We start from the raw sequence: 13,718 nt of genomic DNA, 5'->3' as shown, positions 1-13,718 counted from the left end.
ACACGGCGCTCACTTCGAGCTCCCCTCAGCGGTCGGGAAGGACGGTGTCTGAGGCTCGGGGTCGCTGACCTGGACGTGGTCGAGCGTCTCCGACACGGCCGGGTTGACCACGTCGAGGATCGGCTGCGGGAAGAGACCGAACCCGATGAGCAGCACCACCACGGGCGCGATCGCGATGATCTCGCGGGGCACCATGTCGGTGATCGCGCGGTTGTCGTCACGCAGCGGGCCCGTCATGGTCCGCTGGTACATGAGGAGGATGTACAGCGCGGCCAAGACGATGCCCAGCGTGGCGAACACCGCCGCCGTCGTCGAGACCGTGAACGTGCCCGCCAGCACCAGGAACTCTCCGACGAACGTCGACAGGCCCGGCAGCGAGAGCGAGGCCAGGCCGGCGATGAGGAAGAGGCCCGCGGTGATCGGGGCGATCTTCTGCACTCCGCCGAAGTCGGAGATCCGAGCCGAGCCTCGCCGCTGGATCAGGAACCCGGCGATGAGGAACAGTGCGGCCGTGGACAGCCCGTGGTTGAACATGTAGAACGTCGAGCCCGACGCCGACTGCGAGGTCAGCGCGAAGATCCCGAGCACGATGAAGCCGAAGTGCGACACCGAGGTGAACGCGATCAGGCGCATCATGTGGTCCTGGCCGATCGCGAGCAGCGCGCCGTACAGGATGCTCACGACCGCGAGCGTGATGACGACCGGGCTGGCCCACTGCGAGGCCTCGGGGAACAGGCCCAGGCAGAAGCGGATCATGCCGAACGTGCCGAGCTTGTCGAGGACGCTGACCAGCAGGACGGAGGTGCCGGGCGTGGCCGCCGACGCGGCGTCGGGGAGCCAGGTGTGCAGCGGCACCATCGGGGCCTTCACCGCGAAGGCGAGGAAGAAGCCCATGAAGAGCCACCGGCCCTCGACCGTCCCGACCGAGAGGTCCTTCATGTCCGCGAGCAGGAACGACGGGTCGCCCTGGCTGCTGGAGATGACCCACATGCCGATCACCGAGGCCAGCATGAGCAGGCCGCCGGCGAGGGAGAACATGAGGAACTTCAGCGCCGCGTAGGAGCGCCGTGCGCCCCCGAAGCCTCCGATGAGGAAGTACGCGGGGACGAGGGCCGCCTCGAACAGGACGTAGAAGAGGAAGACGTCGGTCGCCATGAAGACGCCGAGCACGAGACCCTCGAGCGCGAGCATCAGCGCGAAGAACGTCTTGACGCTCCAGCGGGCGCCGTCGGCGTCGTTCCAGCCCGCGACGATCACGATCGGCACGAGGATCGTCGTCATCAGGACGAGCGTCAGCCCGATGCCGTCGACGCCGAGGGAGTAGAACACCCCCAGCGGCGCGATCCACGCGTGCTCCTCGCCGAGCTGGTAGCCCGAGCCGTCGAGGTCGTACTGCGAGAGGACCGCCAGCGAGATCGCCAGCGTCAGGAGGGACACTCCGAGCGCCGACCACTTCGCCATCTCGGGGCGGCTGCGCGGCAGGAGCGCGACCACCGCCGCACCGACGAGGGGGACGACCAGGAGGACGGTCAGCCAGGGAAAGGAGATGTCGTTCACGCGAGGTTCACCGCCAGGAGGGCCAGGACGAGGACGAGGGACCCGCCGAAGATCTCGGCGGCGTACGTCCGGACGAATCCGGTCTGGAGCCGGCGCAGCCCGCGTGCACCGTCACCGACGAGCTCGGCCGTGCCGTTGACCGCGCCGTCGATCCCGCTGCCGTCGACGTAGACCAGCGACCGGGTGAGGTACTGGCCGGGCCGCATGAACAGCGCTTCGTTGACCGCGTCGCCGTACAGGTCGGCACGGCCGGCGCGGGTGAAGACCGAGACGTTCTGAGGTGCGGTGTCGGGCACCTCACGCCGGGCGAAGAGCACGTACGCGAGGGCGACGCCGGCGGCGACGACCAGCACGATGATCGCGGTGATCACGATCGCGGGGACGGGGAGCTCGTGGTGCTCCTCCCCCGTCACCGGCGCCAGCCAGTCGGTGATCCAGCTCGAGAACAGGAGCGCACCACCACCCACCGAGAGCGCGGCGAGCACGATCAGCGGGACCGTCATGATCTTCGGCGACTCGTGCGGGTGGACGTCGTCGCGCCAGCGCTTCTCGCCGAAGAAGGTCAGGATCATCACGCGCGTCATGTAGAACGCGGTGACGCCGGCGCCGAGCAGGGCGGCCAGGCCGGCCCAGAAGTTCGTCGCGAACGCCGACTCGATGATCTTGTCCTTCGAGAAGAACCCGGAGAAGCCGGGGAACCCGATGATCGCGAGGTATCCCATCGCGAACGTCACGAACGTCACCGGCATCACCTTGCGCAGCGCGCCGTAGTGGCGCATGTCCACGTCGTCGTTCATGCCGTGCATGACCGAGCCGGCGCCGAGGAACATGTTGGCCTTGAAGAATCCGTGCGTGATCAGGTGGAAGATCGCGAACGCGTAGCCGGCCGGGCCGAGGCCCGCGGCGAGCATCATGTAGCCGATCTGGCTCATCGTCGAGCCGGCCAGCGCCTTCTTGATGTCGTCCTTCGCGCAGCCGATCCAGGCACCGAACAGCAGCGTCACGGCACCGACGATCATCACCGCCGTACGGGCGACCTCGGACAGGTCGTAGATCGCGGCCGAGCGGACCACGAGGTAGACGCCCGCAGTGACCATCGTCGCCGCGTGGATGAGGGCAGAGACCGGGGTCGGGCCCTCCATCGCGTCGAGGAGCCAGCTCTGGAGCGGGACCTGCGCCGACTTGCCGCAGGCGCCCAGGAGGAGCAGGAGGCCGAGGGCCGTCGCGACGGACTGGCTCGCGTTCGCGACGTTGAGGCCGACCTCATGGATGTTGGTCGTCCCGAACTGCGCGAACATCAGCATGATGCCGAGCGCGAGCCCGAGGTCACCGACGCGGTTGACGATGAACGCCTTCTTGGCCGCCACCGCCGCGGAGCGCTTCTCCTGCCAGAACCCGATGAGCAGGTACGAAGCGAGACCCACGCCCTCCCAGCCGAGGAACAGCACGAGGTAGTCGCCGGCGAGGACGAGCACGAGCATCGCGGCGACGAACAGGTTGAGGAACCCGAAGAAGCGCCGCTTTCGCGGGTCGTCTGCCATGTAGCCGATCGAGTAGACGTGGATCAGGGAGCCGACGCCGGTGATCAGCAGGACGAACAGGGCCGCGAGCTGGTCGTAGTAGACGCTCATCGTGACGTCGAACCCGCCGACCTGGATCCAGGTCCACAGGTCCTGGGTGATCGCACGCTCCGCTGCGTCACGTCCGAGGAGGGCGATGAAAGCGACCAGGCCGACGACGAACGAGGCGATCGACGCGGCCGTGCCGAGCAGGTGCCCGAAGCGGTCCAACGGCCCGTGGTCGCCCGCCCCGTCCCCGATCAGGAGGATCGCTGCGCTGACCGCGGGGATCGCGACCACCAGCCACACCCACGAGAACACGCCGTCGGCAGCGACCGGCACGACCTCGGCGTGCTCGCTCGCCGCCAGCACGACGCTGGAGAGACTCGTCATTCCCGCCCCCTCTAAAGCTTCAGCAGACTGGCGTCGTCGACCGAGGCCGAGCGACGGGTACGGAAGATCGACACGATGATCGCGAGGCCGACCACGACCTCGGCCGCAGCGACCACCATCACGAAGAAGGCGGCGACCTGGCCGTCGAGGTTGCCGTGCGCCCGCGCGAAGGTGACGAACGCGAGGTTGCAGGCGTTGAGCATCAGCTCGACGCACATGAACACGACGATCGCGTTGCGCCGCACGAGGACGCCGACGGCGCCGATCGTGAACAGCAGGGCGGACAGCCCGATGAAGGGCTCGACGCTCACTGGTCCTCCTCCGCTCCGTTGGACCGGCCGGTCTCGATCACGCCGCGCTCACGCGGGGAGCCGTCGGCCTCGAGCTTGCGCAAGGTCACGGCCACGTCGTTCTGGAAGGCGCCCTCGCGGACGACCCCGCGCTCGCGCAGCGTCTTCGACGTGGACGACTCCGCCGGCGAACCGTCCGGCAGCAGGGCCGGCACGTCGACGGCGTTGTGCCGCGCGTACACGCCCGGGGTCGGCAGGTTGCCGGGGTGCTCGCCGTGCTCGGCGTACCGCTGCATCCGCTCCAGCGCCAGGTCGCGCTGCGAGCGCTTCGGCTCGAGCCGCTCGCGGTGCGCCAGCACCATCGCCCCGAGGGCCGCAGTGATGAGCAGCGCGCTGGTGGCCTCGAAGGCGAACACGTAGCGGTTGAAGAGGAGCCGGGCGAGGCCGTGCACGTTCCCGTCCGCATTGGCCTCGCCCAGCCCGATCACGGGACCGACGGTCGTCTGCGCGACCACGGTCACGAGGAGGAAGCCGAACAGCACCCCGACGCCGACCGCGACCAGGCGCTGGCCGCGGATCGTCTCGACGAGGGAGTCGGTCTTGTCGACGCCGACCAGCATCAGCACGAAGAGGAAGAGCATCATGATCGCGCCGGTGTAGACGATGATCTGCACGGCGAAGAGGAACGGGGCGTCCTGCATCGCGTACATCATCGCCAGGCAGATCATCACGACCGCGAGCAGCAGCGCGGAGTGCACCGCCTTGCGCGCGAGCACGACACCGAGCGCGGCCAGCACCATGATCGGTGCCAGCAGCCAGAAGGCGGTCACCGCTCGCCTCCTGCCCCAGCGGACCCGTCGGCGACCGCGCGGGCGGCGGCGTCGCCGCGGTAGTAGTCCCGCTCGGTGTCACCGAGCCGCATCGGGTGCGGCGGCGCCTCCATGCCCGGCAGCAGCGGGGCGAGGAGGTCCGACTTCTCGTAGATCAACGACTCGCGGCTGTCGTCGGCGAGCTCGTACTCGTTGGTCATCGTCAGCGCGCGGGTCGGGCACGCCTCGATGCACAGTCCGCACAGGATGCAGCGGAGGTAGTTGATCTGGTAGACGCGGCCGTACCGCTCGCCCGGGGAGAAGCGCTCGTCCTCGGTGTTGGACGCGCCCTCGACGAGGATCGCGTCCGCGGGGCAGGCCCACGCGCACAGCTCGCACCCGATGCACTTCTCGAGCCCGTCCGGCCACCGGTTGAGCTGGTGCCGGCCGTGGAAGCGCGGCGCCGTCGGCCGCTTCTCGAACGGGTACTGCACGGTGACCGGCTTCTTGAACATCGTCCGGAACGTCACGCCGAAGCCGGCGATCGGGTCCCAGAGCTGCTCCTTCAGCGTCGCCATCGCGATCAGTCCTCCTTCTCGCCGCGCGTGCCCGCGGGCACAGCGGTCGTGGTGGGCGGCTGCTCACCCGGCATCGGGGGTACGGGGAATCCGCCCGCGAACGCGTCGCGCGAGGGCTCGGGCTCCTCGGGTGCGCGGCGCTCGGGCAGGAACTGGACGACCAGCAGGGCCGCGACGACCACCCCGGCGACGATGAGGATCATCGTCGGGTCGAGGTCACCGTCGGTGATGAGGCGGCGCATCACGCAGACCACAACGATCCACGCGAGCGAGACCGGGATCAGGACCTTCCAGCCGAACTTCATGAACTGGTCGTAGCGCATCCGCGGGAGCGAGCCACGCAGCCAGATGAAGACGAAGATGAAGAGCAGGGTCTTGCCGAGGAACCACAGCACCGGCCAGTACCCCTCGTTGGCGCCCTCGATCTGCGAGATGCCCCACGGCGCACGCCAGCCGCCGAGGAACATCGTCGTCGCGAGCGCCGAGACCGTGACCATGTTGATGTACTCGGCGAGGAAGAAGAGCGCGAACTTCAGCGAGGAGTACTCGGTGTGGAAGCCGCCGACGAGCTCGCCCTCGGCCTCCGGGAGGTCGAACGGCGCACGGTTGGTCTCTCCGACCATGGCGATCATGTAGATGATGAACGACGGCAGGAGCGGCAGCGCGAACCAGCCGTCCTCGGCCTGCGCCGCCACGATCTCCGACGTCGACATCGAGCCGGCGTAGATGAAGACCGTGACGAGCGAGAGCCCCATCGCGACCTCGTACGAGATCATCTGCGCCGAGGAGCGGACGCCGCCGAGCAGCGCGTACGTGGAGCCGGAGGCCCAGCCGCCGAGCACGATGCCGTACACGCCGATCGAGGTGACGGCGAGGATGTAGAGCACCGCGACCGGCATGTCGGTCAGCTGCAGCGGCGTCTGCGTGTCGGTGAACGGGATCGTCACCTCGGGTCCGAACGGGATCACCGCCCAGGCGAGGAACGCCGGGACGGTCGCGATCACCGGCGCGAGGAAGTACACGACCTTGTGGGCGTTCTTGGGGAAGATCTCTTCCTTGAGCGCGAGCTTGACACCGTCCGCGAGGCTCTGCAGCAGCCCGAACGGACCCCACACGTTGGGGCCGACCCGGTGCTGCATCCGGGCCACGACCCGGCGCTCGAACCAGATGTTGAACAGCGTGAAGACGACCAGCACCACGAAGATGAGCAGGGCCTTGATGAGGACGACCCACCAGGGCTCGTTGCCGAAGAACTCGCTCACAGCTCGGACTCCTTGCTCTCCAGGCCCGGGGACGTCGACGGGTCGACGGTCGCTTCCGGCTCGACCACGGGCTGGCCCTCAGGCCTCGCCTGCGGTGAGCGCTCCAGGGTGACGACGTCGGCGTACGCCGCGCCGAGGATGCGCGGCAACGACAGCCCGTTGGAGTTCGTGGGCGTCCAGACCACCCCGTCGGCGATGTCGGCCACGGCGACGGGGACCGCGACGGCCCCGCGCTCGGTCCCGAGGACGACCTCGTCGCCGTCGCGCACCCCGACCGCACGCGCGGTCGCGGCCGACACGAGCGCCACGGAAGGCCGTGCCGTCGCCTGGTAGTGACGGTCGCCGTCCTGGCCGCGTCCGTCGTCGATCAGCCGGCGCCAGGTGTCGAGGACGACCTCGCTGGGGTCGGTACGGGCGGCGCGCCCGGGGACGACCTCCGGCTGCGGGGCGCGCGCCCCGTCCCAGAGGCCGAGCTCGTCGAGCTCGGCACCGGCCGCGACGCTCGTACGGAACCCGAGGTCGCGTCCGGCGGCCTCGGCGATGCCGGCGAGGACGCGGGTGTCGGACAGCGCGTGCGGCCGCTCGAAGACGGCGCCGAACGGCCGGCGGCGGCCCTCCCAGGAGACGAACGAGCCAGCCTTCTCCGCCGTCGCCGCGACCGGGAGCACCACGTCGGCACGCTCGGTCACCGCGCTCGTACGCACCTCGAGGCTCACGACGAAACCGGCCGCGTCGAGCGCCTCGATCGCGCCCTGCGGGTCAGCGAGGTCGTCGACCTCGACACCGGCCACGAGCAGGGCGCCGAGCTCTCCGGCACGGGCCGCCGCGAGCATCTCGCTGGTGCTGCGTCCGGGCGTCGACGGCACGGCGGTGACCCCCCACGCGGCAGCCACGTCGGCGCGCGCCTCGGGGTCCGACACCGGGCGTCCGCCCGGCAGGAGGTTGGGAAGGCAGCCCGCCTCGACGGCACCCCGGTCGCCCGCACGGCGAGGGACCCACGCCAGCCGGGCACCGCTGCGGCGCGCGGTCGCGAGTGCGCTGGAGAACGCGCCCTGGACGCGGGCGAGCCGCTCACCGAGCAGCACGATCGTCCCGGCCTCGAGCCCGGCCTCACCGAGCGCCTTGGCCTCGTCGCCCGGGACCGTACGGACCAGTCGGCCGCCCATCTTGTCGAGCGCGCGCGTCGCGTGGCTGGCGAGCGCGACGACCTCGGTGCCGTTCTGGCGCCAGGCCTTGCGCAGCCGCAGGAAGATCGTGGCCGCCTCGTCCTCGGGCTCCAGGCCGACGAGCACGACCTTGCGGGCCGCCTCGAGGTCGGAGTAGGTGACCCCGAGGCCGGTGCCGGCGACGGCGTGGGCCAGGAAGGCCGCCTCCTCCTCGGAGTGCGGGCGCGACCGGAAGTCGACGTCGTTGGTGCCGAGGATCGTCCGGGCGAGCTTGGCGTACGCGTACGCGTCCTCGACCGGGAGCCGGCCGCCGGTCAGCACGCCGACCCCACCGTCGGCCGCGAGCAGCCCACGGGCGGCGGCCGCGAAGGCGGCGGGCCAGGAGGCCGGCTCCAGCGCCCCGGTCTCGGGGTCGCGGACGAGCGGGCGGGTCAGGCGGTCCGGCTGGCGGTCGTACGTGAACGCGAAGCGGTCCTTGTCGCTGATCCACTCCTCGTTGACCTCGGGGTCGTCACCGGCGAGCCGGCGCAGCACCTTGCCACGGCGGTGGTCCACACGGATCGCGGCACCGCAGGCGTCGTGCTCGGCCACCGACGGCGTCGACACGAGGTCGAACGGCCGCGAACGGAACCGGTACGCGCTGCTGGTCAAGGCACCCACCGGGCAGATCTGGATGGTGTTGCCGGAGAAGTACGACGAGTACGGCTCGTTCTCGTAGATCGCGACCTGCTGGAGCGCACCGCGCTCGGCCATCGCGATGAACGGGTCGCCCGCGATCTGCTCAGAGAAGCGGGTGCAGCGTGCGCAGAGGATGCAGCGCTCGCGGTCGAGCAGGATCTGCGGCGAGATGCTCAGCGGCTTGGGGTAGGTGCGCTTCGCCTCCGTGAAGCGGGTCTCTCCGCGACCGTGGCTGAGCGCCTGGTTCTGGAGCGGGCACTCACCGCCCTTGTCGCACATCGGGCAGTCGAGCGGGTGGTTGATCAGGAGGAACTCCATGATCCCCGTCTGCGCCTTGTCCGCGACCGGCGACGTCACCTGCGTCTTCACGACCATGCCCGGCGAGACCGGGAGGGTGCACGACGCCTGCGGCTTCGGGAAGCCGCGGCCGTTGCCGGCGTCGGGGACGTCGACCAGGCACTGGCGGCACGCCCCCACCGGGGAGAGCAGCGGATGGTCGCAGAAGCGTGGGATCTCGACCCCGACCAGCTCGGCGGCCCGGATCACGAGCGTGCCCTCGGGGACGCTGACCTCGACGTCGTCGATGGTCAGCGTGACCAGGTTCTGATCGACGCTGATCTCCTGCGACTCGGTCGCACCGGAGTCGTTGCCCTTGGTGACCGTCATGCCGAGGCTCCCTTCGTCCAGGCGACCGACGCCTCGTACGGGAAGAGCTCCCACGCCGGGGTGTGCATCCCGGCCTCGAACTCGTCCCGGAAGTGCTCGATCGCCGACGTGATCGGGCTGGTCGCACCGTCGCCGAGCGCGCAGAACGCCCGGCCGAGGATGTTGTCGCACTGGTCCAGCAGCAGCTCGATGTCACCCTCGGTGCCCTTGCCGGCCTCGAGGCGCTCGAGCGTCTGCACCAGCCACCACGTGCCCTCACGGCACGGGGTGCACTTGCCGCAGGACTCGTGCTTGTAGAACTCCGTCCAGCGCAGCACGCACCGCACCACCGACGTCGTCTGGTCGAAGATCTGCAGCGCCTTGGTGCCGAGCATCGAGCCCGCGCCGGCGACGCCTTCGTAGTCCAGCGGGACGTCGAGGTGAGCCGCCGTCAGCAGCGGGGTCGACGAGCCGCCGGGCGTCCAGAACTTCAGCTCGGAGCCCTCGCGCATGCCGCCGGACAGCTCCAGGAGCTCGCGCAGCGTGATGCCCAGCGGCGCCTCGTACTGGCCGGGGTTCTTGACGTGCCCGGACAGTGAGTAGATCGTCATGCCCTTGGACTTCTCGGTGCCCATCGAGCCGAACCAGTCGGCACCGCGCTCGACGATGCACGGCACCGACGCGATCGACTCGACGTTGTTGATCACGGTCGGCGCGGCGTACAGACCCGCGACCGCAGGGAACGGCGGGCGCAGCCGCGGCTGTCCGCGACGGCCCTCCAGCGAGTCGAGGAGCGCGGTCTCCTCGCCGCAGATGTACGCACCGGCGCCGGCGTGCACGACGACGTCGATGTCGATGCCCGACCCGAAGACGTCCTTGCCGAGCAGGCCGGCCTCGTACGCCTCGGCGACCGCGGCCTGGAGCCTGCGGATGACGTGCAGAACCTCACCGCGGACGTAGATGAACGCCTGCTTGGCGCGGATCGCGTGGCAGGTGATCGCGACGCCCTCGACCAGGGTGTGCGGCGTGGCCATCATGAGCGGGATGTCCTTGCACGTGCCCGGCTCGGACTCGTCGGCGTTGACGACCAGGTAGTGCGGCTTGACCGTGCCGTCCGGCTCGGGGCCCTGCGGGATGAAGCCCCACTTCATGCCCGTCGGGAAGCCTGCGCCTCCACGTCCGCGCAGGCCCGACCCCTTGACGAGGTCGATGACGGCGTCGGGCTCCATGCGCAAGGCGCTGCGCAGGGCGGCGTAGTCGCCGTACGAGTCGAGAGTCCAGGAGCGTTCGTGGTCCCAGTCCTGGGTGAGGACGGGAGTGAGAGGTGCCACGCTCATTCGGAGTCCTCCGCTTCCTCGCGCTGCGCCGGCGGCGTCTTGGTGTCGTCGACCTTGGTCTCCGACTCGGCGCGCTGGGTGTCCGCCTGCGCGACGGCGGCCTCGGCCGAGCCGGCGTCGGTGGGTCCCGCGCCCTCGGGAGCGTCCGTCGAGGAAGACGCGTCCGCATCCGGCGCCGTCCACCCGTTCTCACGGGCCAGCCGCAGCCCCGCCAAGGACGCCTCGCCCGCGGCGGGTCCCTCGTCCGCGCGTCCGTCGGGGAACCCGGCGAGCACCCGCTCGGCCTCGCGCCACGAGGTGATGCGCGCACCGCGGGTGGCCGTCACCGGCTTGCCCGCGCGGAGGTCGTCGACGAGCTCCACCGCGGAGTCGGGGGTCTGGTTGTCGAAGAACTCCCAGTTGACGGTCATCACCGGTGCGTAGTCGCACGCGGCGTTGCACTCGATGTGCTCCAGCGTCACCTTGCCGTCAGCGGTGCGCTCGTCGTTGCCGATGCCGAGGTGGTCGCGCAGCCGCTCGAAGATCGCGTCGCCGCCCATCACCGCGCACAGCGTGTTGGTGCAGACGCCGACGTGGTGCTCACCGACCTCGCGACGCTTGTACATCGTGTAGAAGGTCGCGACGCCGTTGACCTCGGCCGTCGAGATGTCGAGCAGCTCGGCGCACAGCTCGATCGCCTCCGGCGTCACCCGGCCCTCGACCGACTGCGTCAGGTGCAGCATCGGCAGGAGGGCCGACCGCTTCTGGGGGTAGCGGGCGATGATCGCCTGCAGGTCGTCGCGCACCTGCGCAGAGTCCAGCGCGCTCATCGGTCCACGCCTCCCATCACCGGATCGATGCTGGCGATCGCGACGATGACGTCGGCGAGCATGCCGCCCTCGGACATCGCGGCCGTCGCCTGCAGGTTGCTGAAGGACGGGTCGCGGAAGTGCGCCCGGTACGGCCGCGTCCCGCCGTCGGAGACGAGGTGGCACGCGAGCTCGCCGCGCGGCGACTCCACGCTCGTGTACACCTGGCCGGCCGGGACGCGGAAGCCCTCCGTGACCAGCTTGAAGTGGTGGATCAACGCCTCCATCGACTCGCCCATGATGTGGCGGATGTGCTCGAGGGAGTTGCCCTGTCCGTCCGGGCCGATCGCGAGCTGCGAAGGCCAGGCGATCTTCTTGTCGGCGACCATCACGGGAGCGCCCTCGAGGGCCCGCAGCCGCGTCACGCACTGCTCGATGATCCGCAGCGACTCGTCCATCTCGTCGAGCCGGATGCGGAAGCGCCCATACGCGTCGGGCTCGTCGCGCGTGATCACGTCGAAGTCGTACGTCTCGTAGCCGCAGTACGGCTGCTTCTTGCGCAGGTCCCAGTCGTACCCGGTCGAGCGCAGCGCGGGGCCGGTCACGCCGAGCGCGAGGCAGCCCGCGAGGTCGAGGTACCCGACGTCCTTGAGGCGGCCCTTGAAGATCGGGTTCTGGTTGCACAGCGCGGCGAGCTCGGGGAGCCGCTTGCGCATGAGGCTCACGAAGCGGTCGACCGCGTCGAGACCACCCTCCGGGACGTCCTGGGAGACGCCGCCCGGTCGGATGTAGGCGGAGTTCATCCGCAGACCGGAGAACAGCTCGAACAGGTCGAGGCACAGCTCACGCTCGCGGAACCCGACCGTCATCACGGTCAGCGCGCCGATCTCCATGCCGCCCGTGGCGATGGCGACGAGGTGGGAGGAGATCCGGTTGACCTCCATCATCATCACCCGCAGGACGTCGGCCTTCTCCGGGATCTGGTCGGTGATGCCGAGGAGCTTCTCGACCCCGAGGGCGTACACCGCCTCGTTGTACATCGGAGACAGGTAGTCCATCCGGGTGCAGAACGTCACGCCCTGCGTCCAGTTGCGGTACTCCATGTTCTTCTCGATGCCGGTGTGCAGGTAGCCGATGCCGCAGCGGGCCTCGGTCACCGACTCGCCCTCGATCTCGAGGATCAGCCGGAGCACGCCGTGCGTCGACGGGTGCTGAGGACCCATGTTGACGACGATGCGCTCCGAGGCGTCCGGGTCGACGCCGGCGACGACCTCGTCCCAGTCCTGACCGGTGACGGTGAAGACCGGGCCGGACGTCGTGTCCTGGCTCTGTGCGTACGGATCGGTGCCGGTATCAGTGGTGCTCACGAGTACGACCTCCGCTCGTCCGGCGGTGGGACGGTTGCGCCCTTGTACTCGACGGGGATTCCGCCGAGCGGGTAGTCCTTGCGCTGAGGGTGGCCCGGCCAGTCGTCGGGCATGAGGATGCGGGTGAGGGCCGGGTGGCCGTCGAAGACGATCCCGAAGAAGTCCCACGTCTCGCGCTCGTGCCAGTCGGCGGTCGGGTAGACCGAGACCACCGACTCGATGTGCGGGTCGGAGTCCGGCACGGCGACCTCGAGGCGGATGCGCCGGTTGTGGGTCATCGACAGCAGGTGGTAGACGGCGTGGAACTCGCGGCCGATCTCGTGCGGGAAGTGCACGCCGGAGATGCCGCTGCACAGCTCGAAGCGCAGGGCCGGGTCGTCGCGCAGGTGCTGGCACACCTCGCGGATGCGCTCGCGGCGGACGTGGAGCGTCAGCTCGTCACGGTCGGCGACGACCGACTCGATCGCGCCGCTCCCGATCTCCTCGCCGAGGAGGCGCTCCAGCTGGTCCGCGACGTCGTCGTACCAGCCGCCGAACGGACGGCGCGAGGCCGCCGGCATCGCGACCGGGCGCTGCAGGCCTCCGTACCCCGACGTGTCGCCGGTGCCGTGCACGCCGAACATGCCCTCGCGGACCTCGACGACCTCGAGGGTGCGCGCCTCCGACGGCACGACCTCCTCGCCGCCGACCGCCGTGCTGCTCGGCTCCTGCGTGCCGCCGGTGGGGACGTCGCTCATCGCAGCAGCCCCTTCATCGCCGACGTCGGGACGGCCTCGAGGGCGACCTTCTCGTCGGAGGCGATCTCGGCCGCGCGGTGGGCGCCGAGCTTGGTGTGCTGGATCTTGTCGTGGAGCTTCATGATCGCGTCGATGAGCATCTCGGGACGGGGCGGGCAGCCCGGCAGGTACATGTCGACCGGGACGATGTGGTCGACGCCCTGGACGATCGCGTAGTTGTTGAACATCCCGCCCGAGCTCGCACAGACACCCATCGCGAGCACGTACTTGGGATTGGCCATCTGGTCGTAGATCTGCCGCAGGACCGGCGCCATCTTCTGGCTCACCCGGCCGGCGACGATCATCAGGTCGGCCTGGCGCGGCGAGGCGCGGAAGACCTCCATGCCGAAGCGCGACGAGTCGTACTTCGGCGCGCCGAACTCCATCATCTCGATCGCGCAGCACGCGAGGCCGAACGTCGCCGGCCAGAACGATGCCTTGCGGAAGTACCCCGCGAGTCCCTCGACGGTCGTCAGCAGGACTCCGCTCGGGAGCTTCTCCTCCAGACCCATG

12 protein-coding genes are annotated in these 13,718 nt (G+C 69.9%); all 12 read right to left on the bottom strand.

Annotated elements, in window-relative coordinates; genetic code table 11:
• Positions 1-9 precede the first annotated feature (9 nt).
• Genes NYZ95_RS07710 through NYZ95_RS07655 form a run of 12 tightly spaced genes read right to left on the bottom strand, consistent with a single transcriptional unit; the run spans position 10 to position 13,717 of the window.
• A complete protein-coding gene (locus NYZ95_RS07710) occupies positions 10-1,548 on the bottom strand; it encodes an NADH-quinone oxidoreductase subunit M (protein WP_262850945.1) in 1,539 nt (512 codons plus the stop codon).
• 5 nt (positions 1,549-1,553) lie between these two features.
• Positions 1,554-3,509, bottom strand: a complete 1,956-nt coding sequence (gene nuoL, locus NYZ95_RS07705) for an NADH-quinone oxidoreductase subunit L (RefSeq protein ID WP_262850355.1) — start codon at positions 3,507-3,509, stop codon at positions 1,554-1,556.
• Between the two features lie 11 nt (positions 3,510-3,520).
• The gene (nuoK, locus tag NYZ95_RS07700; protein ID WP_262850353.1) at positions 3,521-3,820 is read right to left on the bottom strand and encodes an NADH-quinone oxidoreductase subunit NuoK; all 300 of its coding nucleotides are present in this window, start codon (positions 3,818-3,820) and stop codon (positions 3,521-3,523) included.
• Positions 3,817-4,599 carry an NADH-quinone oxidoreductase subunit J gene (locus tag NYZ95_RS07695; RefSeq protein ID WP_372500468.1) on the bottom strand — a complete coding sequence of 261 codons (783 nt, stop codon included), beginning with the start codon at positions 4,597-4,599 and terminating at the stop codon, positions 3,817-3,819. Before NYZ95_RS07695 ends, nuoK begins: the two co-directional genes overlap by 4 nt.
• Positions 4,600-4,625: 26 nt before the next feature.
• Entirely contained in the window at positions 4,626-5,186 is a 561-nt protein-coding gene (gene nuoI, locus NYZ95_RS07690) for an NADH-quinone oxidoreductase subunit NuoI (RefSeq protein WP_262850349.1), read from the bottom strand.
• A gap of 5 nt (positions 5,187-5,191) precedes the next feature.
• A complete protein-coding gene (nuoH, locus tag NYZ95_RS07685; protein WP_262850347.1) occupies positions 5,192-6,448 on the bottom strand; it encodes an NADH-quinone oxidoreductase subunit NuoH in 1,257 nt (418 codons plus the stop codon).
• Positions 6,445-8,958: an NADH-quinone oxidoreductase subunit G gene (locus tag NYZ95_RS07680; protein WP_262850345.1), complete on the bottom strand. Its 2,514-nt coding sequence runs from the start codon at positions 8,956-8,958 to the stop codon at positions 6,445-6,447. Before NYZ95_RS07680 ends, nuoH begins: the two co-directional genes overlap by 4 nt.
• The gene (gene nuoF, locus NYZ95_RS07675; protein WP_262850344.1) at positions 8,955-10,274 is read right to left on the bottom strand and encodes an NADH-quinone oxidoreductase subunit NuoF; all 1,320 of its coding nucleotides are present in this window, start codon (positions 10,272-10,274) and stop codon (positions 8,955-8,957) included. The genes NYZ95_RS07680 and nuoF overlap by 4 nt, the downstream gene beginning before the upstream one ends.
• The gene (nuoE, locus tag NYZ95_RS07670) at positions 10,271-11,083 is read right to left on the bottom strand and encodes an NADH-quinone oxidoreductase subunit NuoE (protein WP_262850342.1); all 813 of its coding nucleotides are present in this window, start codon (positions 11,081-11,083) and stop codon (positions 10,271-10,273) included. The genes nuoF and nuoE overlap by 4 nt, the downstream gene beginning before the upstream one ends.
• Positions 11,080-12,429, bottom strand: a complete 1,350-nt coding sequence (locus tag NYZ95_RS07665; RefSeq protein WP_262850340.1) for an NADH-quinone oxidoreductase subunit D — start codon at positions 12,427-12,429, stop codon at positions 11,080-11,082. The genes nuoE and NYZ95_RS07665 overlap by 4 nt, the downstream gene beginning before the upstream one ends.
• Positions 12,426-13,166 carry an NADH-quinone oxidoreductase subunit C gene (locus tag NYZ95_RS07660; RefSeq protein ID WP_372500461.1) on the bottom strand — a complete coding sequence of 247 codons (741 nt, stop codon included), beginning with the start codon at positions 13,164-13,166 and terminating at the stop codon, positions 12,426-12,428. Before NYZ95_RS07660 ends, NYZ95_RS07665 begins: the two co-directional genes overlap by 4 nt.
• The gene (locus tag NYZ95_RS07655; RefSeq protein WP_262850338.1) at positions 13,163-13,717 is read right to left on the bottom strand and encodes a NuoB/complex I 20 kDa subunit family protein; all 555 of its coding nucleotides are present in this window, start codon (positions 13,715-13,717) and stop codon (positions 13,163-13,165) included. The genes NYZ95_RS07660 and NYZ95_RS07655 overlap by 4 nt, the downstream gene beginning before the upstream one ends.
• Position 13,718 lies beyond the last annotated feature (1 nt).

The sequence above is a fragment of the Mumia quercus genome, from assembly GCF_025506335.1.
Classification (GTDB): Bacteria; Actinomycetota; Actinomycetes; order Propionibacteriales; family Nocardioidaceae; genus Mumia; species Mumia quercus.
The sequence above is the reverse complement of the archived record's forward strand: the minus strand, read 5'-3'. Positions and strand labels throughout refer to the sequence as shown.